The sequence below is a fragment of the Streptomyces sp. LN549 genome, assembly GCF_043203805.1.
Taxonomy (GTDB): domain Bacteria; phylum Actinomycetota; class Actinomycetes; order Streptomycetales; family Streptomycetaceae; genus Streptomyces.
The window spans coordinates 8,046,660-8,065,607 of record NZ_JAZHRI010000002.1; the positions used below are offsets into that span (position 1 = coordinate 8,046,660).

The following is an 18,948-nucleotide window of genomic DNA, read 5'->3' on the forward strand; positions in this document are numbered from 1 at the left end:
CTGAACGACGCAGTCGTGACTTTCGCTCCGTTCAGAAGGGCCGGAAGACCCCTTCGGGATCATCCTGGGCCCATGCCGCGAACTCCTCGAAGCCCAGGTTGCCGATACTCAGGTTCGCGTAGACCTCGTGAACCCCTGCGGGGATGGCGCGGAACTCACGGCCGAACTCGGTCAGTTGCTCATAGTCCTCATCGTTGACGCAGTCCTCCCGCGTCAGCGTGGTGACTGCTAGCAGCGGGTGGAGTCCAGCCTGCATGCATACCCGGTCGGCAATGAAGACAACGGACAGATTCTCATCACTGCTGACCGCAGTCAGCACCTCGTCGATGGTCGCCTCCACCCAGGCCGGATCGTTGATGAAATGGACCTGGGCCTCGTACTGCCTGTCTCCCCTGGGCTCCATCAGTGCCGCCACCACGTCCTGCCACGCTTGGTCGTCGCGGTAGTCGGTCCTGACAACCAAGGCATCAAACTCATCGTGGCCAGTGACAACGGGCAACGTTCCCATGGGTCCTTCTTCTCTGTGACGATCGGTGAGCCGTGCCGTGACTGTCTCATGGTCCGTCTGTCACGTCCCGCGGGATCGGCGTTCCGCCTGGGCATTGACTGCGCAACCTGGCCGTAGGAGCCCCGACCTGCACGAATACATCAGCAGTACCGCCATCCTCCGCCACCACGCTCGCGACACCAACCGGCCCTGCCCAACCTCAGCATCACGTGATCAAACCGGGCAGACTCACTGAACGACGCCGCCCTGCCCCCCGCCACCCGGTAAACGGACCCGAGCGAAGGAATACTGCGAGCGGAGCGCGCGTAAAGGAAATCCCTTTCCCGAAGCCAATTATTCGGCGGTCCCGGGTAGTGCGTTCACGGGTATGTCTTTAATGGATATCGGGCCATCCGCCTGCCGGGTTCTGCATTCTGTCCTGATGCGCCGGGTGCATCGGCGTGGAGTGCCTCCCGAGGGGCGCTGGGCGGTGCCAGGAGGAGTGGGAACCACCGGCTCGCGCGCCGCGGCGGCGCCCCGCGGCCGCTCACCCGGCGGCCGGGTGTGGCTCCGTGCAGTTCAGCGGCACCGTAACGGGCAGCATTCAGGCCGCTTGCGGCACCGAGATCGACGATCTTACCGGCGGGTAGGTGATGTTGCGGAGGTGTTGACCACTGCCGTGGGTGCGCCTCGGGTGAGTGCGTGGAGGCGGCTCCGGCCCCCGCGTCTCCGTGTGACTACTCACTTTCGTATAAAAAATCGCAGTGATCTGCTGAGTTATCGCTAAGACGGAATGTGTTTATCGAGAGGCTCAGGGAATTTCTGTGCGGGGTATTGCAGCGTTGGGCTACTGGCTCGTAACGTTCGATCCGCACGGAGTTCGATCACGCAGTCCGGGTCCTTGGACTTCTGCGTTCCATGATGTTGAGCCGCCCTTGTTACGAGCCCTCAGCGGGCGCGGTGCAAGGCAATCGGGTACGTCCAACTCCACATTCCGGAGGTAAGTTCCGTGAGAAGCACCCTCAGGCGAGCACTGTTCGCCACCACTGTCGCTGCAGCGGCGTTCGGTTTCACCGCGACATCGGCCTCGGCCACCGCACTCGCCACGTGGACCGTGACCAACCCCAGTGGCACCTTCTCCGCCTCGCTCAAGGCCGGCACCGTGGCCACTCTGATCGACACCGTCACCAGCCAGCAGGTGGACTGCTCCACGGCGACCGCCAGTGGAACCGCGACGAGTGGCACGTACTCCAGCGGTGCCGGACTCGCGAAGATCACCGCCGCCACCTTCGGCTCCGCAGGCGCACCGTGCCCCGGACCTCTCGGCTCCACCTTCACGGCTGTGCTCGCTTCGGGCTCCGTCATCAGCGTCAACGCGAACAGCTACAGCGGTGGCGTCTCCACGGGAACCCTGTCGGGTATCAAGGTGAATCTGACGGGCTCCACCATCCTCGGCACCTGCAATGCGGTGATCACCGGGACCGCGAGCAACGTGACCTACACGAACTCCACGGGCGTACTCGACATCAACAATGGTGCCGGCCTGACGGTCGCGAGCGCCACCAACTGCAGTGGTCTGCTCAACGCCGGTGACGCGGCCACGTTCGACGCCACGTACAAGCTGGTTACGCCGATCACGATCACCTCGCCGTAACCGCATCGGGTCGTCGCCGCATCGAGAGGGTTGCGGAGCAGAGACAGCCTCTGCTCCGCAACCCTCTCCGGCGGCGGACCCGTTCGCCATCGGGACCCCATGGACGAGTGCTGAGCACTGAGACGACGGCAGGTTGTGTCGAGATGAGATTCATGACGAGCGGCCCGCGGCGCACCGCACGGATCGCCACGGTCGGTGCGCTGGCACTCATGACAGGCTTCATGCCGGGTGTTGGAGCCGCCAGCGACACCCAGGCCGCCGAGGCGGAGGTCGCCTACACCTGCGATTCGCCCTCCGGCTCGGTGCCGGTCAAGGTGAAGGTCGAGGCGGAGCTGCCCATCACCACAGATATCGGGACTCCGATCCAGGTTGGGGGCGTGGACCTCTCGTTCGCGCTGCCACGTTCCGCCCTGTCCGATTTGCCGGGGATCGACTCGGCACTTGTCTCGGGCTCTGCCCGCGTGGTGACGGAGGTTTCACAGCGGGGGGAAGCCACGTCCGTGCCCTGGCAGGGACTGGAGATTGCGGAGGCTCCCGTTCCGGCTGCGGGTGACCTCGCGTTCAGGGCCACCGGTGATGTGCCGACGATCACGCCGAGATCGAGCGGGGACATAGGCTTCGCGTTGGGTCACCTCGACGTGGGTCTCGCCTTCCGCGCGGTGGACGGAACGACAACGGCTCCGTCTCCCGTAGCCCTCTCGTGCGCGATCGATCCCGATCAGAGCGCCGAGCTGGCGGCCGTCAACGTCCCCCCACCCGGTGGGAACTCGTCGCCGGCACCCGGCGCGGCCCCCGCGGCACCCGAGCCGTCCAGGAGCACCCCCGGCGGGAGTGACGGAACGAAGGTGCCGAAGGACACAGCGGCAACGCTGGGGAAAGTGGATCTGCCCGAAGGCTGCTCAGTGATGGCGGGGCCGTTCCCGCAGGTGCCGAAACCCGCCCATGGCTATATGGCGGGGTATTCCAATGTCAATAAGCTGGCCGAGGCCATGATGTTCCGTGACCCCGCGAAGCTTGTCCTCAACCTGAACACATCTGTCTCGTTCCTCAAATGCCCGACAGGCGTGAAGAGCTGGCTGACCACTGACGGCACACTCGACCACAACGGCAAGCCGCAGATGCCGCCGGCGAAGGCCACCTTCCTCACCTTCGGTTTCATGCCGACTACGGCGAAGGTGGAGCTGACTCTCGAGGGCAGGGTCGACATCGGCACCTTGGGTGACTCGGCCCCTGATCCCGAGACCAAGCAGTACAAAGAGATGACCACCGCCGTTGCTCTTCTCCGCATACGTCTCTACGACGTCGACGTCAACGGGCAACCGCTGGACGTCGGAGCCAACTGCCGGAGTGTGAGGCCGATGGAGCTCAGGCTCGTCGGGAAGGGGAGCACCGGAACGAACGGCCCGGTGGGGTACACCGTGATGACCGGAGGGCCTTTGACCGGCTACTCGGATGTGCCGCCATTTACCGGATGCGGTGCCACGGAAGACCTTGACAGTCTTTTCACGGCGTCGGTATCCGGGAAGGGCAACTTCACCAAAATGATGCAGTCCCCCTTGTGCGTCGAAGGCGTGCCGGCGAATTGCCCGGAACCCAAGAAGCCCACCCCCGAACGCTGAGGGCTCTCCCGCCCGATTCCTAGAAAGGTTCGACGATCAATGAGTGCTGCCCAAAAACGTGTCAGACCCGCTCTGCTCGGTGCACTTGTGGCGGTGGCCGTCGGCATTCCGCTGAGCACCTCGCCGGCGAGCGCCGCGTCCGCCCAGGAGATGAACGGCAACTGGGCGCCCTTCAGCCGGTGCCCGGTGGACGACCCGGCCATGCTCGCCGCAGACGGCGAGACGGACATTGCGATATGCGTGGCCTCGCACTCCGAGAGCGGTTCCATCAAGCTCGGCAACACCGTGGCGACGACCGGTGCGAACGACCTCCAGTTCGGCGTGGTCCGCAACGCGTCCACCGGTGAGTCCAGGGTCGTGGCACCGGCCGGCGGGTCGATCGTCGGAGCGCCCACGCAGATCCCCGGTGGTCTGCTGGGCCTCATGTGTCCCAGTAACATTCCGGTGATCTCGGGCATCTGCGGTCAACTGGCCGACAGTAGTCTCAACCGGGTCGTGGCCACAGTGGAGTCGGCTGGCACACCCAGCAACTTCGATCTCATCGCGGGGATGCAGAGCGGAAAGACGATCGTCGACATTCCGGTCCGGATCCACCTGCAGAACACGTTCCTCGGGTCCAAGTGCTACATCGGGACCAAGTCCAGCCCGGTCGTGCTGCGTCCGCAGAACCTCTCGGCGCCGGCATTGGGCAGTCAGCGTTTCGACGCCAACGGCACGCCCAACACCGCAGGTCTGATGAACCGCCTCTCGCTGACCGGCAACGACCAGGGGGACAGCGGCTTCGCCGTTCCCGGGGTGAGCGGCTGCGGCCCCCTGACCCTCGGTGAGCTCAACTGGGCGGTCAACCTGAAGACCGCGCTGCCCTCGGCGGCCGGCAACAACAACCTGGTGCTGAATGACGCCGCCACCTACACGGCAGGGCTGGCGGCCCCGGACAGCTCCGCGCCCAACGCCGGTCAGGTGCTCTCGGACAACTGGCACGCCGGCGTGGCCCAGTAGTTCGGCGGTCTTGATTTCGGCATCGCCCACGTGCCCATGCACTGACGGTTCCCCCTTCCTCCGCCCCGCCCGGATGCCGCTCCGGGCGGGGCGGAGGTGTGCGCAAGTGGGCACGGTGAAGCAGTGCGGCGAAGCCGAAAAGACTCACTTGTCGACAACGGGATGAAGGTCCTTACTCACCGCCGGACAAAAACAATCCTGCCACCAATGGCTGTGCAGAAAGTTCAGGAACCGCTATTGCGAAGTCAGGTTACTGGGCCGTAGCGTCCCTGATGAGCAGCACGGAAACGCGTCCGTAACTGTTCGTTCGACGCTCGTGGAGTCCAGGTCGCGCCCCCCTTGACCCGGATACCGCACCGGGAATTGCTTCCGCCCCGAACCCGTCGTCCAGGGGCGGCGCTCCCGCTGTCGGGGCCACACGGCTCCGGCCCCACGGTCCGTGGGGCCCCGACCCGCACACCGGAGATCTTGCTCAGATTCCGACAAAGCCGGTGTACGGCTTTGTCACTCGGTGACAAGTGATCCACATCGAGCACCTGGTTCGTCGATTTCCGCTGTTCAACGGCTTGTCCTGGCGGTTTCGGCGGACATAACGTGCGCCTCCTGGTGCATGTGTGACGAGCCGCCATTGGATTTCTCAGAGCCGGAGCGCTGACAGATGACTTCGTTCACCGATACGTCGAGGGAGGGCCGATGGGAATCGAAGTAGTCGTTGAAGGCCTTACGAAATCCTTCGGTAAGCAGAACATCTGGCAGGACGTCAGCCTCACCCTGCCCGCCGGCGAAGTGAGTGTGATGCTCGGTCCTTCCGGCACCGGAAAGACCGTCTTCCTCAAATCCATCATCGGCCTGCTCAAGCCCGAGCAGGGACGTGTTCTCATCAACGGCGTCGACATGGTGAACAGCCCCGAGCGGAAGATCATGGAGACCCGGAAACTCTTCGGGCTCATGTTCCAGGACGGTGCGCTCTTCGGGTCGATGTCCCTCTTCGACAACATCGCCTTTCCGCTGCGTGAGCACACCCGTAAGAGGGAATCGGAAATCCGCCGGATCGTCATGGAGCGGATCGACATCGTCGGTCTGCTCGGCGCAGAGGACAAGCTGCCCGGTGAGATATCCGGCGGCATGCGCAAGCGGGCGGGCCTGGCCCGCGCACTCGTGCTGGACCCGCAGATCATCCTCTGCGACGAGCCGGACTCCGGACTCGACCCGGTCCGCACCGCGTTCATCTCGCAGCTGCTCATCGACCTCAACGCGCAGATCGACGCGACGATGCTGATCGTCACCCACAACCTCGACATCGCCTCCACCGTCCCGGACAACATGGGCATGCTGTTCTGCCGCAACCTCGTCACCTTCGGACCGCGCGAGGTACTGCTCACCAGCGATCTGCCCGTCGTCTCCCAGTTCCTTGCCGGGCGGCGCGAAGGACCCATCGGCATGTCCGAGGAGAAGGACGCCGCCACCCTCGCCGCCGAGCAGCTCAACGGCTACGGGCAGGGCATCAGTTCGGCCAACGCCCCGCGCACCGTCGTACCTCAACTGGAGCCCTCGCCAGGCCTGCCCGTGCGGCAGGGCGCCCTGCGCCGCCGGGAGCGGGTCATGGCGATGATGGGGCAGCTGCCGGAGGCCGCCCGTACCGCCATTCTGAACAGCTACAGCCCCGCCGCGGGCGGTGGGCGCCCGTGACCGCCCCCATGCCGGTGCGGCCCCCCGAGCCGCCGGCGGACCGGGTGCAGGAGAAGTCGCCCGAGGAGAGACGGCCGACGCGGCTGCTCGCCCCGCTGCGCGAGACCGGGAAGCTGTTCACCCTCGCCGGGACCGTTTGCCGCGAGACCTTCCGCAGACCCTTCCAGGTACGGGAGTTCATCGAGCAGTTCTGGTTCGTCGCCAGCGTCACCATCCTGCCCGCCGCCCTCGTCTCCATCCCGTTCGGTGCGGTCATCGCCCTCCAGGTCGGCTCCCTCACCCAGCAGCTCGGCGCCCAGTCCTTCACCGGCGGCGCCAGCGTCCTCGCCGTCATCCAGCAGGCCAGCCCGATCATCGTGGCGCTGCTGGTTTCAGGGGCCGCCGGTTCGGCGATCTGCGCCGACCTCGGATCGCGCAAGATCCGCGAGGAGCTCGACGCGATGGAGGTCATGGGTGTCTCGCCCGTCCAGCGCCTCGTCGTCCCGCGGGTCCTGGCCACGATGCTGGTCGCCGTCCTGCTCAACGGCCTCGTCTCCGTCGTCGGCACGATGGGCGGCTACTTCTTCAACGTGGTCATGCAGCACGGCACCCCCGGCGCCTACCTGTCCAGCTTCTCCGCCCTGGCCCAGTTGCCCGACCTGTACATCAGCGAGATCAAGGCCCTGATCTTCGGATTCATCGCCGGCATCGTCGCCGCCTACCGCGGCCTGAACCCGCGCGGCGGGCCGAAAGGGGTCGGGGACGCGGTCAACCAGTCCGTCGTCATCACCTTCATGCTGCTGTTCTTCGTGAACATGGTCCTCACGGCGATCTATCTCCAGATCGTCCCCGCGAAGGGGAGCTGACCGATGTCGATGCTCAGCTGGCTCGACCGATCCGGTGACCAACTCACCTTCTACGTACGGGCCCTGGTCTGGATCCCCAGAACGCTCCGCCGCTACCTCAAGGAGGTGCAGCGGCTCCTGGCCGAAGTCGCCTTCGGCAGCGGCGGTCTCGGCGTCGTCGGCGGCACCATCGGCGTCATGATCGCGATGACGCTCGCCACCGGAACCGTCGTCGGCCTCCAGGGGTACGCGGCCCTCAACCAGATCGGCACCGCGGCCTTCACCGGATTCATCTCCGCCTACTTCAACACCCGCGAGATCGCCCCGCTCGTCGCCGGACTCGCCCTCTCCGCGACCGTCGGCGCGGGCTTCACCGCCCAGCTCGGCGCCATGCGCATCAACGAGGAGATCGACGGCCTGGAGTCCATGGGCGTGCGGTCCATGCCCTACCTGGTCACCACCCGCATCATCGCCGGGGTCGTCGCCATCATCCCGCTGTACGCGATCGGGCTGCTCTCCTCGTACATCGCGTCCCGCTACGTCACCGTCCTGTTCAACGGACAGTCGGCGGGCACGTACGACCACTACTTCAACCTCTTCCTCTCTCCGCAGGACGTACTGCTGTCGGTGCTCAAAGTGCTGATCTTCAGCGTCATGGTGATCCTCGCGCACTGCTACTACGGCTTCCACGCCTCAGGGGGCCCCGCAGGGGTCGGTGTGGCCGTCGGCCGGTCGGTGCGCAACGCGATCGTGCTGATCAGCGTCACCGACTTCTTCCTCTCGCTCGCCATCTGGGGCGCCACGACGACCGTGAAGGTGGCCGGCTGATGAAGAACCGGACCGCAACCACGGCCCGCCGCAGACTCGCGGGAGTCGCCTTCCTGCTGGTGCCCGCCCTCCTCATATGGGTGTCGGTCGCGGTGTACGAGAAGGACTTCACCGACGACGCCACCGTGACCGTACGCACCGGAAGCGTCGGCAACGAGATGCACGACAACGCCGATGTGAAGCTGCGCGGAGTCGTCATCGGGCAGGTCCGCACCATCGCGGCCGACGGCGAGGGCGCCCGGCTCACCCTCGCGATAAAGCCCGACCAGCTCGACCGGATCCCGGCCGACGTGACCGCCCAGATGCTGCCCACCACCCTGTTCGGCGAACGGTTCGTGGCCCTCGTGCCGCCCGCAGTCCCGTCCGCGCAGACCCTGCGGGCCGGGGCTGTCATCCCGCAGGACCGTTCCAGCAACGCCATCGAACTGGAAGAGGTGCTCGACAACGTCCTGCCGCTGCTGACCGCGGTGAAGCCGGAGAAGCTCTCCGCCACCCTCAACGCGGTCTCCCAGGCACTCCAGGGGCGCGGCGAGAAGCTCGGCGACACCCTCGTCACGCTCGACGCCCACCTCCAGACGTTCAACCCCCAGCTCCCCACGCTCAACGCCGACATCAAGGAACTCGTCAAGGTGACCAAGGTGTACGGGGACGCCGCCCCCGACATCCTGGACGCACTCACGGACTTCACCACCACCAGCGGCACCATCGCCGAGCAGCAGGCGGAACTCGCCGACCTCTACGGTTCCACGACCGCGACCGCGCAGGACGTCACCTCGTTCCTGCAGGAGAACAAGGACAACCTGATCCGGCTCTCGGCCACGAGCAGGCCGACGCTGGAGCTCCTGGCCAAGTACTCCGACGAGTATCCCTGCACCCTGCGGACCGTGGCCGGATTCGTCCCGGCGATGGACAAGGCGCTCGGCAAGGGAACGGACCAGCCCGGCCTGCACGTCACCGTCAAGTCCGTGAAGTCCCGGGGGAAGTACGTGCCCGGAACCGACACCCCCGTGTACGACGCCACCGGTGGCCCGCACTGCTACTCCGTGCCGTACGTCGGGACGGCCGAGCCGACCGCCGCCGGGCGGGCAGCCGCATCGCCCGCCCCCGGCGACAAGGCGGACGCCGCGGAGCAGACCACCACCGCGCCCACGGCCCAGGACACCGCACTCGGTATGCCCAACTCCCCGCAGGAGAGCCGGCTCGTCAACGAGCTGGTCGCTCCCTCACTGAAAGTCCAGCCGCAGACCCTGCCCGACTGGAGCAGCGTGCTCATCGGTCCGGCCTTCCGCGGTGCGGAGGTGAAGCTCAAGTGAAGCGCCGCTCCCTCGCGGGACCGCTCGCGAAATCGATCGTCTTCATCGTGGTGACCGTCCTGGCCACCACCGTCCTCGGATTGTCCATCGCCAACACGGGGGTCGGTGACACCACCACGTACAAGGCAAGGTTCACCGATGCCACGGGGTTGATCGTCGGCGACAGCGTCCGGATCGCCGGCGTCAAGGTCGGGCAGGTCGAGTCCATCAAGGTGGCCGACAAGCGGCTCGCCGAGGTCGGCTTCGCCGTCCGCAAGGGACGTCGGCTGCCCGCCTCGGTGACCGCGTCGATCAAGTACCTCAACATGGTCGGCCAGCGCTACATCGACCTCGACCAGGGGACCGGAGCGGTCGGCAGGAGCTTCGAAGCCGGAGCGACCATCCCGCTCTCGCGCACCACACCCGCGCTCGACCTGACCCAGCTCTTCAACGGCTTCCAGCCGCTCTTCGAAGGACTGTCCCCGCCGGACGTCAACCAGCTCGCGGGCTCCATCGTCCAGGTGCTCCAGGGCGAGGGCGGCACTGTCGACAGCATCCTCCAGCACGTCGGTTCCCTGACCAGCACGGTCGCGGCCAAGGACAAGGTGATCGGCGAGGTGATCAAGAACCTCAACACGGTCCTGAAGACCGTGAACGACCGGGAAGCCGGATTCGACGACCTGGTCGACACGCTCCAGAAGCTGGTCACGGGCTTCTCGGGTGACCGCAAACCGCTCGGGGAGGCGGTCACGGCGATGGGCGCGCTCACCACGGTCACCGCCGGTCTGCTCCAGGACGGCCGCAAGCCCCTCAAGGACGACATCAAGCAGCTCGGGCGCCTGTCCGACCAACTGGGCCAGGGGACCCCGCAGATCGAGAACTTCCTGAAGAAGACCCCGGCCAAGATGGAGGCCATCAGCCGTCTCGCCTCGTACGGCTCCTGGCTCAACCTCTACCTCTGCGAGGCCAGGGTCAGCGGTGTGACGACCGAGGACGGCAGCGTCCCGCCCACCGGCATCGGGATCACCAACCCGAGCAGGTGCCTGTCATGACGACCAGACCCCTGCGCGAACGCAGTCCCGTCGCCATCGGCATCGTCGGACTCCTCGTCCTGGCCCTCGCCGGCTTCGGCGCCTACCGGGCCGACTCCCTGCCCTTCATCAGCCACGGCACCACGTACACCGCCGACTTCACCGAGTCCGCCGGTCTCGGCGACGGCGACGAGGTACGCATCGCGGGCGTCAAGGTCGGCGAGGTCACCGGAGTCGCACTCGACGGCGCCAAGGTCAAGGTCAGCTTCCGGGTCGAGGACGCCTGGATCGGCGACTCCTCCACCGTGGGCATCGCCATCAAGACGCTGCTCGGTGACAAGTACCTCGCCGTCGACCCGCTCGGCACCGGTCCCCAGGACCCGGACGAGCGCATCACGTCGAGCCGCACCACCTCCCCGTACGACGTCACCCAGGCGTTCAACGGACTGGGCGAGACCATCGGCGAGATCGACACCGAGCAGCTCGCCAAGAGCTTCGAGACGATCTCCGCGACCTTCAAGGACTCGCCGCCGGACGTGAAGAGCGCGGCGGACGGGCTCTCCGCACTTTCGCGGACCGTCTCCCAGCGGGATGCCCAGCTGGCCACGCTCCTCAAGGGCAGCAAGCAGCTGACCCGGACACTGGCCGGCAAGAAGAGCAGCTTCGAGACGCTGCTGAAGGACGGCAACCTGCTCCTCGGTGAAATCCAGGCCCGCCGGGACTCCATCCATCTGCTGCTCACCGGCACCCGCGACCTGGGCACCCAGCTGACCGGTGTCGTCGCCGACAACAACAAGCAGCTGAAGCCCACCCTGGACTCACTCGGCCGGGTCACCGCGGTCCTGGTGAAGAACCGCAAGAGCCTCGACAAGGTGCTGTCGCTGGCCGGTTCGTACAACCGGCTCGTCGGCAACACACTCGGCAGCGGACGCTGGTTCGACAACTACGTCTGCGGGGTCGTCCCCAAGAGCTACCTCCCCGCGAACACGCCTCCGCTGACCGGATGCATGCCACCCAAGCAGCAAGGCGGCCGCTGACATGAGAATCACGCGCATTGTCGGCATCGGCGCCGGACTCGCCGTCGTGGCCGTGGCCGCCACCTCCGGAGTGATGGCCATGGACGAGGAGGGCACGACGACCGTCACCGCCTACTTCGACCAGGCCACCGGCGTGTACGCCGGATCGGACCTGCGGATCCTCGGAGTGAAGGTCGGCCGGGTCGAATCCGTCCGGCCGAAGGGGAAGGAGGTCAGGATCACCCTCCGCGTAGACAAGGGCGTCAAGGTGCCCAAGGGCGCGCACGCCGTGGTCGTCGCCCCCAGCCTGGTCGCCGACCGCTACGTCCAGCTCGCCCCCGCCTACGACGGGGGACCGGTACTGGAGGACGAGGCCGTACTGGCGGCCGCGAACAACGCGACCCCGGTCGAGGTCGACCAGCTCTACGCCTCCATCACCGAGCTCTCCACCGCGCTCGGCCCCGACGGGGCCAACGCGAACGGCGCGCTGGCCGGGCTCCTGGACACCGGCGCCGAGAACCTCGACGGCAACGGAAAGGCCATCGGGGACTCCATCGAGCAGTTCGGCAAGGCGACGAAGACCCTCGACAAGAGCAGCGGCAACCTCTTCGACACGCTGTCCTACCTGCAGACCTTCACCACCATGCTGAAGGACAACGACGGCAACGTACGAGCCGCCGAACAGCAGCTCAACTCGGTCACCGGATTCCTCGCCGACGACAAGCTGAACCTCAGCGCGGCGCTGAAGGAACTGGGCACGGCCCTCGGCCAGGTCAAGACCTTCATCCAGAAGAACCGCGGCGCCCTGAAGGCGAACGTGGACGCCCTGGTGCCGATCACCCAGACCTTGGTCGACCAGCGCGCCTCGCTCGCCGAGTCCATGGACACGCTTCCGCTCGCCGCGGACAACGTGCTCAACGCCTACGACCCGCTGAACCGCACGCTCAACGGCCGTACCAACCTCAACGAACTCTCCATGGGCGGGCCGCTCACCGACGGGTCGACCGACGTGTCCGGACTGTCACCCGTGGACGCCACCCGCCAGAAGGCGCTGCCCTCGCTGCCGCTGCCCGCCGTGGGAACCGTCTACGGCACTCCCGCGAAGTCCGCCACGCAGAAGAAGGGGGCGAAGCGATGAGCCGCGTCCTGCGCAGACCCGGCGCCCGTGCGACCGGCGTCGCCGCCGTGCTCGTCGTGGGCGTCGGGCTGGCCCTGGTCGCCACCACGGTCGACCTGCCGACGTTCACCGGCATCGACCAGCTGCCCCTGCCCGGCGGCGCGGACCTCGGCGACCACCCGTACGAGATCACCGCCGAGTTCGGGGACGTGCTCAGCCTCGCCCCGCAGTCCTCGGTCAAGGTCAACGACGTGGCGGTCGGCCGCGTCACCAAGATCTCGCTGGCCTCCGGCACCTGGAACGCCAAGGTCACCATGCGGGTCAACGGAGACATCAAGCTGCCCGCGAACGCCTACGCGCACCTGGAGCAGTCCAGTCTCCTCGGCGAGAAGTACATCCAGCTCTCGCCGCCCGCCGCCGGCAAGGCCGCGGGCGCCCTCGCCGACGGAGACCGCATCCCGCTGGCCAGGACCAACCGGAATCCGGAGGTGGAGGAGGTGTTCGGGGCTCTGTCGATGCTCCTCAACGGCGGCGGCGTCAACCAGCTCAAGACCATCACCACCGAGCTCAACAAGGCACTCACCGGCCGGGAACCACAGGTTCGTTCCATGCTCAAGCGGGTCAACACCCTCGTGACGAACCTGGACGGGCACAAGGAGGACATCACCGACGCCCTGGACGGGGTCAACCGGCTCTCCGCCACCCTCGCCACCCGCAAACAGGACGTCGGCACGGTACTCACCGGGCTCAGTCCAGGCCTCAAGGTCCTGGAGAAGCAGCGCGGCTCGCTCATGACCATGCTCAGCTCGCTCGACACCCTCTCCACGGTCGCCGTCGACACGGTCGACAAGAGCAAGGCCGACATGGTCGCCGACCTCAAGGCCCTGGCCCCCACCCTCCAGGCCCTCGCCGACTCCGGCCAGGATCTGCCCGACTCCCTCCAGGTGCTGCTCACCTACCCGTTCACGGACGAGGTGCTGCGCGGGGTGAAGGGCGACTACCTCAACGTCTACCTGGATGTGACGGCCATGCCCGGCACACAGATCATTCCGCCGCTCGACCCGTCCGGGACCACACCCCCGGCGGTCTCGGGCGGCACCGCGCAGAAGTCCGGCCCGGCCCTGCCGCTGCCCCTTCCCTCGGTCACCTCGACGACGAAGGGGAGCAACTGATGATCACCCTGGCCATCCGGCTCAAGAACATCGCGTTCCTGATCATCGCGGTGCTCGTACTCGGCTATCTGGGAGTCCGCTACGCCGACCTCGGCCACTACATCGGCATGCGCAGCTACTACACCGTCAAGGTCCAGCTTCCGCAGACCGGCGGCCTGTTCACCCACTCCAACGTCACCTACCGGGGCGTTTCCGTGGGCCGGGTCGGTCCCATCGAACTGACCGACGACGGGGTGGAGGCCGAACTGCGCATCGAGAAGGACGCCCCGCCGATCCCGGACGGGCTGAAGGCCGTCGTCGCCAATCTCTCGTCCGTCGGCGAGCAGTACGTCGATCTGCGGCCGACCCGCACCGAAGGCCCGTACCTGGCGAACGGCTCCGTCATCGACCAGACCGACACGACCGTTCCGGCGCCCGTCACCGACGTCCTCACCAGCGTCGACGACCTCGCCGGATCCGTGGACCTCGAATCGCTGCGGACGGTCGTCGACGAGTTCGGCACCGCTTTCGAGGGCCGCGGTGACGACCTCCAGGTGCTGCTGGACACCGGCAGCGACTTCGTCCGGGCGGCCGACGACGCACTGCCCGTCAACACCCGGCTGATGATCGACGGCGAGACCGTGCTGCGCACCCAGGCGGAACAGGGCGACGCACTCAAGGGGTTCGCCTCGGGAGCGAAGGAACTGGCCACCGAACTCAAGGGATCCGACACCGACCTGCGCAAGCTGATCGCGGCAGCCCCGGACGCGACAGGACAGATCAGCGGACTGCTCCGCGACCTCGACCCGAGCTTCGGGGTCGTCGTCGCGAACCTTCTCACCACCTCGGACGTTGCCGTCACCCGGCAGCGGGGACTGGAAGAACTGCTGGTGAAGCTGCCGGCCGTGGCGGCCGCGGGCTCCAGCGCGGTCGACGAGAACGGCGCCCGGTTCGGAATGTCGGTCACCTTCTTCGAGCCGCTGCCCTGCACCTCGGGCTACGGCGCCACGACCTACCGCAACGGGGATGACCTCACCAAGGGCCCCGCGCTCAACACCGCAGCCCGCTGCACCTCGTCACCCGGAACCGGCATCAACGTCCGCGGCAGTGCGAACGCCCCCAAGGGCGGGGCCCTGCCCGCACCGGCCACACCGGGCTCGATGCTGCTGTCCGACACGTCGAAGGGCCGGCTGCCCGGCGCGCTCGGCGTCACCCCCGACATCGCCCCGGCCGCCGAAGGCATGGCCGGACTGCTGGGTCTCGGCCAGGGAGGCGGCTCATGACACCCCGTACGAAGACCATGGGCGGCTGGGCCGTTCTGCTCGCCGCCGTACTGATCTGTGCGCTCGGCGGCTGGTCGTACGCACAGGCGCGCGGCGACGACGACCTGGCGTACGCCAAGGCCCGTGACACCGCGCTCTCCGACGGGAAGCGTGGACTGGCCGTGCTCAACAGTCTGGACGGCAAGGACGCGAAGAGCGTGGCGGGCGGTCTCGGCGCCTGGCTCGACTCCTCGGCCGGACCGCTCCATGACCAGCTCGCGCGCACCCGGAGAAAGGACGCAGCCGAGCTGACGAAGTCCGGTTCCACGGCGCGCGGGAAGGTCACCGACGCGGCGCTCACCGCCCTCGACGAGCGGACCGGAACCGCCCGGATGATCGCCACGGTGGATGTCGAGATCACCCCGCGCACGGGCAAGGGCGGCACGGAACGCAAACGCTTCGAGGCCACTCTGGCGCGGACAGCGGACGGCTGGAAGGTCAAGGCACTCACGGCGATCGCGGTCGGGAGCGGCACATGAAGCGGCAGGGAGGGGCAGCGGTCGTGACCACCGGCACGGACACCGATGTGGAGGACCTCGGGGAACTCGGTACCACGGCGGCGGGGACGGCCGAGGACGAATCCGGGAAGAGCGAGGCCGGGAAGCTCGAGAACGGAGAGGGCGCTCCGGCAGGCGGTGAGCAGGGGCCGGGCGAGCACGACGCCGCATCCGGTGCGGGCCGCCGACGGCTGCGGGTCGTGGCAGGGGTGCTGGTCGTCGCGCTGCTCGCCGCGGGCGGCGGGCTCTTCGCCGCGGGACGCCAGCTGCGCGACACCCCCGCAACCGCCAACCGGGCGCTGACCAACAGCGAGGCGACCACCCGGGTCGCGGGCGACGTCACCAACGCGCTCGGCAAGGTGTTCTCCTACAGCCCCGCAGCCACCGGGGTCACCAAGGAGTCGGCGAAGCAGCTTCTGGCCGGCAAGGCGCTCCAGCAGTACGCGGCGCTGTTCGGCCAGGTCGAGAAGCAGGCCGCCGGCCAGAAGCTCACCCTCACCACGCATGTCGTGCGCGCCGGAGTGACCCGGCTGACCCACGACAGCGCCCATCTGCTCGTCTTCCTGGACCAGGTCTACGAACGCGAGGGCAAGGCCGCGAACAGAGCGGCCGCACAGCTGTCCGTCACCGCCCAAATGCGGGACGGACGCTGGACGATCGTCGACATCAACTCCAGATAGAGCGTCAGCGCGGAGCGGACACAGCACGGAGCATGCACAGCACAGCACAGCACAGCACAGCACGGACCGGCCGGCAGGGAGAGGCAGCGATGGCACGGGCAGCACGGGTACGGATGACGAGGAATCCGCTGGTGGCGGCGGCGATCGTGCTGACGGTCGCGGCGGCGGGCGCCGCGGGCTGGGGCGGAGTGTCCTGGTACCAGGCGGAGCACGACGGCTCGGCGGCGTACGCCCAGGCGCGCGACGACGCACTGGCCGCCGGCGAACAGGCTGTGCAGAACATGAACACGCTCGACCACGAGCAGCTCGCCGAGGGACTCGACAGCTGGGAGGACTCCACCACCGGGGACCTGCACCAGCAACTCGTCGACGGACGGGACGGGTTCGTGAAGCAGATCCAGGCGGCGAAGACGGTCAGCACGGCCAAGGTGCTGTCCGGTGCGGTCACCGAGTTGGATGACCGGGCCGGCAAGGCGGGGGTGATGGTGGCGCTGCGGGTGACCGTGACCGCGCCCAAGGGCAAGCCCGCGGTGAAGGAGAGCCGGATGCTGGGGCAGCTCACCCGCACCTCCGAGGGGTGGAAGCTCAGTGCCCTCGGCCAGGCGCCCGTAGGCAACACCGCCGGCTGAGAGGCCGCCCGGCTGCCACTGACGCCACCGACTCCCACCCCGCCCCCCGAGAGGACCCCGGACATGTCGACGACCCGTCACCTCGTCAACCGGCAGCGCCGCCTGGCCACCGTCGCCGCCGAACGCACCGCAGCGCCCGCCCCCGTACACAAGCCCGTGGAGCCCGAGACCGTTGCTGACGGTTCCGGGACGGACGGGGCCGCCGTCGACGAGGCGGAAACACAAGAGGAGCCGGAACGGAAGGACGGCAAGGAGCCACCGTCCCGGCCACCGCGCCTCCGCATCCGGCTGCCCGCCGTGCTGTGCGCCGCCACCGTGCTCCTCGGTGCCTTCGCCGTCTGGGCGTTCACCTCGGCCGACAGTCTCCGCGACGACCCGAGCCGGCAGAACACCGCGCTCACCGACATCAGCCGCACCAGCGAGGTGAAGGGCCAGATCACCGAGGCCGTCGGCGCGGTGTTCTCGTACAACTACGCCTCGCCGGCCAAGGCCGATGCCGCGGTGAAGAAGCATCTGACGGGCAGGGCCGTCCAGCAGCACAAGGACATGCTCGCCGAGGTACGGGCGCAGGCGCCCAAGCAGAAGCTCGTCCTCACCACGACCGTGACCGAGAGCGGGGTGGAGACGCTCGACGGCGACCGGGCCCGCCTGATCATCTTCGCCGACCAGAGCAACACCCGTACGGGCAAGTCGGAGGAGACCACGTACGCGGCGGCCATGTTCGCCGTGGACGCGGTTCGTCAGGGCGGCACTTGGCGGATCTCCGCCATCGATACGTTCACCCGGTGACCCGGGGGAGAGGAGAGCACGCATGAGGTTCAACGGCACCATGCGCCGCGGCATCGGCGGCACCGCAGCCGCCGTCGCCGCGATGGCGGCGCTCACCGCGTCCCAGGCACCGGGACTCGTGGCGCACGACGAGACGCCGCAGCAGAAGTTGGAGGCGGAGGAGGTCAAGTGGTCGCAGGTACCCAACGACGACTCCTACCACACCGAACTCCCGCCCCTGAAGAGCCCCGAGCCGCCGAAGCCCGGCGTCAAGCGCAACAGGGCCGCCGTCCAGTCGTGGGCCGAGGCGGGGATCCCGTCCACGGTGCTCGCCGCCTACCGCAAGGCGGAGAGCGCACTGGGGCGCAGTGACCCGGGCTGCCGGCTGCCGTGGCAGTTACTGGCCGCGATCGGCAAGGTCGAGTCCGGACACGCGGGCGGCGGCCGGGTCGACGCCCACGGCACGACGCTCTCCCCGATCCTGGGGCCGGTGCTCAACGGCGCCGGGTTCGCGAACATCCCCGACACGGACGGCGGCGGTTACGACGGGGACAAGACGTACGACCGGGCTGTCGGCCCCATGCAGTTCATCCCCTCGACCTGGGCGCACTGGGCGAGGGACGGCAACGGTGACGGCCGCAGCGACCCGAGCAACATCTACGACGCATCCCTGGCCGCCGGGGCGTATCTCTGCGCCGGCACACGCGATCTGACGGTGCGCGCCGACCTGGACCGGGCGGTCCTGAGCTACAACCACTCGGACACCTATCTGCGTACCGTGCTGTCCTGGCTGGAGTTCTACCGCAACGGCATCCACGTGGTGCCCGACGGTAAGGGCCCCGTGCCCAAGAGCCCCGGTGCCGGCAGTCCGAACGAGCCCAAGCGCCCCGTGGGCGGGCCGGGCACGGGCGGCAACGACGGTGACGGCGGTGGCGGCATCGAGGTCGGTCCGCAGCCCAGCCACTCCACCGGTCCGACGACACCGGGAACCGCGGACCCGGGCACGAGCCCCTCGCCGGGTGACACGGATTCCCCCGGCCCCGGCGGCTCCACGGATCCGGGCACCACCCCCGACCCCGGCGGCTCCACGGATCCGGGCACCCCCGACCCCACCGACACCGGCTCCACCAGCCCGGACCCTACGACGACGCCTGACCCCGGCACGACCCCCGACCCGACCACCACGCCCGACCCGGGTGAGCCCGGCTGCCCGACGGACTCCGCCTCACCGGACCCGACGGACACCACGGGTACCGCGGAGACCCCGTCGCCCGACCCGACGGACACGGGCGAGCCCTGCTCCACCGATTCGGCGCCGCCGGCCACCGGCTGATCCCGGCGGTAC

General features: G+C 67.9%; 18 protein-coding genes. 17 read left to right on the forward strand and 1 reads right to left on the reverse strand.

Going from position 1 to position 18,948, the window contains the following annotated elements; all coding sequences use genetic code 11:
* Positions 1-31: 31 nt before the first annotated feature.
* A complete protein-coding gene (locus SH922_RS35775) occupies positions 32-508 on the reverse strand; it encodes a DUF6924 domain-containing protein (RefSeq protein WP_393062699.1) in 477 nt (158 codons plus the stop codon).
* 988 nt (positions 509-1,496) lie between these two features.
* On the opposite strand from SH922_RS35775, the gene SH922_RS35780 reads away from it, so the two are divergent.
* The 17 genes from SH922_RS35780 (at position 1,497) to SH922_RS35860 (ending at position 18,936) form a co-directional block, all read left to right on the forward strand.
* Complete coding sequence (locus SH922_RS35780; RefSeq protein ID WP_393062700.1) at positions 1,497-2,141, forward strand: hypothetical protein; 645 nt, start codon at positions 1,497-1,499, stop codon at positions 2,139-2,141.
* A 152-nt stretch (positions 2,142-2,293) separates the two neighbouring features.
* Positions 2,294-3,760, forward strand: a complete 1,467-nt coding sequence (locus SH922_RS35785; RefSeq protein WP_393062701.1) for a DUF6801 domain-containing protein — start codon at positions 2,294-2,296, stop codon at positions 3,758-3,760.
* A gap of 39 nt (positions 3,761-3,799) precedes the next feature.
* Positions 3,800-4,759, forward strand: coding sequence for a hypothetical protein (locus SH922_RS35790; protein ID WP_393062702.1), 960 nt, complete (start codon positions 3,800-3,802; stop codon positions 4,757-4,759).
* A 693-nt stretch (positions 4,760-5,452) separates the two neighbouring features.
* Positions 5,453-6,448 (forward strand): ABC transporter ATP-binding protein, encoded by a 996-nt coding sequence (locus SH922_RS35795; RefSeq protein WP_136324787.1) that lies wholly within the window; start codon positions 5,453-5,455, stop codon positions 6,446-6,448.
* The gene (locus SH922_RS35800; RefSeq protein ID WP_393062703.1) at positions 6,445-7,293 is read left to right on the forward strand and encodes an MlaE family ABC transporter permease; all 849 of its coding nucleotides are present in this window, start codon (positions 6,445-6,447) and stop codon (positions 7,291-7,293) included. Before SH922_RS35795 ends, SH922_RS35800 begins: the two co-directional genes overlap by 4 nt.
* A 3-nt stretch (positions 7,294-7,296) precedes the next feature.
* On the forward strand, positions 7,297-8,100 hold the full coding sequence (locus tag SH922_RS35805; protein WP_393062704.1) for an MlaE family ABC transporter permease: 804 nt from the start codon (positions 7,297-7,299) through the stop codon (positions 8,098-8,100).
* A complete protein-coding gene (locus tag SH922_RS35810) occupies positions 8,100-9,413 on the forward strand; it encodes an MCE family protein (RefSeq protein ID WP_393062705.1) in 1,314 nt (437 codons plus the stop codon). The genes SH922_RS35805 and SH922_RS35810 overlap by 1 nt, the downstream gene beginning before the upstream one ends.
* Positions 9,410-10,444 (forward strand): MCE family protein, encoded by a 1,035-nt coding sequence (locus SH922_RS35815; RefSeq protein ID WP_393062706.1) that lies wholly within the window; start codon positions 9,410-9,412, stop codon positions 10,442-10,444. Before SH922_RS35810 ends, SH922_RS35815 begins: the two co-directional genes overlap by 4 nt.
* A complete protein-coding gene (locus SH922_RS35820; protein ID WP_393062707.1) occupies positions 10,441-11,460 on the forward strand; it encodes an MCE family protein in 1,020 nt (339 codons plus the stop codon). The genes SH922_RS35815 and SH922_RS35820 overlap by 4 nt, the downstream gene beginning before the upstream one ends.
* A 1-nt stretch (position 11,461) precedes the next feature.
* Positions 11,462-12,577, forward strand: coding sequence for an MCE family protein (locus SH922_RS35825; protein WP_393062708.1), 1,116 nt, complete (start codon positions 11,462-11,464; stop codon positions 12,575-12,577).
* On the forward strand, positions 12,574-13,728 hold the full coding sequence (locus SH922_RS35830) for an MCE family protein (RefSeq protein ID WP_393062709.1): 1,155 nt from the start codon (positions 12,574-12,576) through the stop codon (positions 13,726-13,728). The genes SH922_RS35825 and SH922_RS35830 overlap by 4 nt, the downstream gene beginning before the upstream one ends.
* Positions 13,728-14,990, forward strand: a complete 1,263-nt coding sequence (locus SH922_RS35835; protein WP_393062710.1) for an MCE family protein — start codon at positions 13,728-13,730, stop codon at positions 14,988-14,990. Before SH922_RS35830 ends, SH922_RS35835 begins: the two co-directional genes overlap by 1 nt.
* The gene (locus tag SH922_RS35840) at positions 14,987-15,508 is read left to right on the forward strand and encodes a hypothetical protein (protein WP_393062711.1); all 522 of its coding nucleotides are present in this window, start codon (positions 14,987-14,989) and stop codon (positions 15,506-15,508) included. Before SH922_RS35835 ends, SH922_RS35840 begins: the two co-directional genes overlap by 4 nt.
* Positions 15,505-16,206 carry a hypothetical protein gene (locus SH922_RS35845; RefSeq protein ID WP_393062712.1) on the forward strand — a complete coding sequence of 234 codons (702 nt, stop codon included), beginning with the start codon at positions 15,505-15,507 and terminating at the stop codon, positions 16,204-16,206. The genes SH922_RS35840 and SH922_RS35845 overlap by 4 nt, the downstream gene beginning before the upstream one ends.
* 131 nt (positions 16,207-16,337) lie before the next feature.
* Positions 16,338-16,835 carry a nuclear transport factor 2 family protein gene (locus SH922_RS35850; RefSeq protein ID WP_393063785.1) on the forward strand — a complete coding sequence of 166 codons (498 nt, stop codon included), beginning with the start codon at positions 16,338-16,340 and terminating at the stop codon, positions 16,833-16,835.
* Positions 16,836-16,898: 63 nt separating this feature from the next.
* On the forward strand, positions 16,899-17,624 hold the full coding sequence (locus tag SH922_RS35855; protein WP_393062713.1) for a hypothetical protein: 726 nt from the start codon (positions 16,899-16,901) through the stop codon (positions 17,622-17,624).
* 22 nt (positions 17,625-17,646) lie between these two features.
* Entirely contained in the window at positions 17,647-18,936 is a 1,290-nt protein-coding gene (locus SH922_RS35860) for a lytic murein transglycosylase (protein WP_393062714.1), read from the forward strand.
* Positions 18,937-18,948: the final 12 nt, after the last annotated feature.

Excerpts from the sequence above, each read along its gene's own strand:
- SH922_RS35785 (WP_393062701.1), top strand. The coding sequence starts at position 2,294 with ATGACGAGCGGCCCGCGGCGCACCGCACGGATCGCCACGGTCGGTGCG.
- SH922_RS35830 (WP_393062709.1), top strand. The coding sequence starts at position 12,574 with ATGAGCCGCGTCCTGCGCAGACCCGGCGCCCGTGCGACCGGCGTCGCC.
- SH922_RS35795 (WP_136324787.1), top strand. The coding sequence starts at position 5,453 with ATGGGAATCGAAGTAGTCGTTGAAGGCCTTACGAAATCCTTCGGTAAG.
- SH922_RS35860 (WP_393062714.1), top strand. The coding sequence starts at position 17,647 with ATGAGGTTCAACGGCACCATGCGCCGCGGCATCGGCGGCACCGCAGCC.
- SH922_RS35810 (WP_393062705.1), top strand. The coding sequence starts at position 8,100 with ATGAAGAACCGGACCGCAACCACGGCCCGCCGCAGACTCGCGGGAGTC.
- SH922_RS35835 (WP_393062710.1), top strand. The coding sequence starts at position 13,728 with ATGATCACCCTGGCCATCCGGCTCAAGAACATCGCGTTCCTGATCATC.
- SH922_RS35840 (WP_393062711.1), top strand. The coding sequence starts at position 14,987 with ATGACACCCCGTACGAAGACCATGGGCGGCTGGGCCGTTCTGCTCGCC.
- SH922_RS35855 (WP_393062713.1), top strand. The coding sequence starts at position 16,899 with ATGTCGACGACCCGTCACCTCGTCAACCGGCAGCGCCGCCTGGCCACC.
- SH922_RS35805 (WP_393062704.1), top strand. The coding sequence starts at position 7,297 with ATGTCGATGCTCAGCTGGCTCGACCGATCCGGTGACCAACTCACCTTC.
- SH922_RS35775 (WP_393062699.1), bottom strand. The coding sequence starts at position 508 with ATGGGAACGTTGCCCGTTGTCACTGGCCACGATGAGTTTGATGCCTTG.
- SH922_RS35825 (WP_393062708.1), top strand. The coding sequence starts at position 11,462 with ATGAGAATCACGCGCATTGTCGGCATCGGCGCCGGACTCGCCGTCGTG.
- SH922_RS35845 (WP_393062712.1), top strand. The coding sequence starts at position 15,505 with ATGAAGCGGCAGGGAGGGGCAGCGGTCGTGACCACCGGCACGGACACC.
- SH922_RS35820 (WP_393062707.1), top strand. The coding sequence starts at position 10,441 with ATGACGACCAGACCCCTGCGCGAACGCAGTCCCGTCGCCATCGGCATC.
- SH922_RS35790 (WP_393062702.1), top strand. The coding sequence starts at position 3,800 with ATGAGTGCTGCCCAAAAACGTGTCAGACCCGCTCTGCTCGGTGCACTT.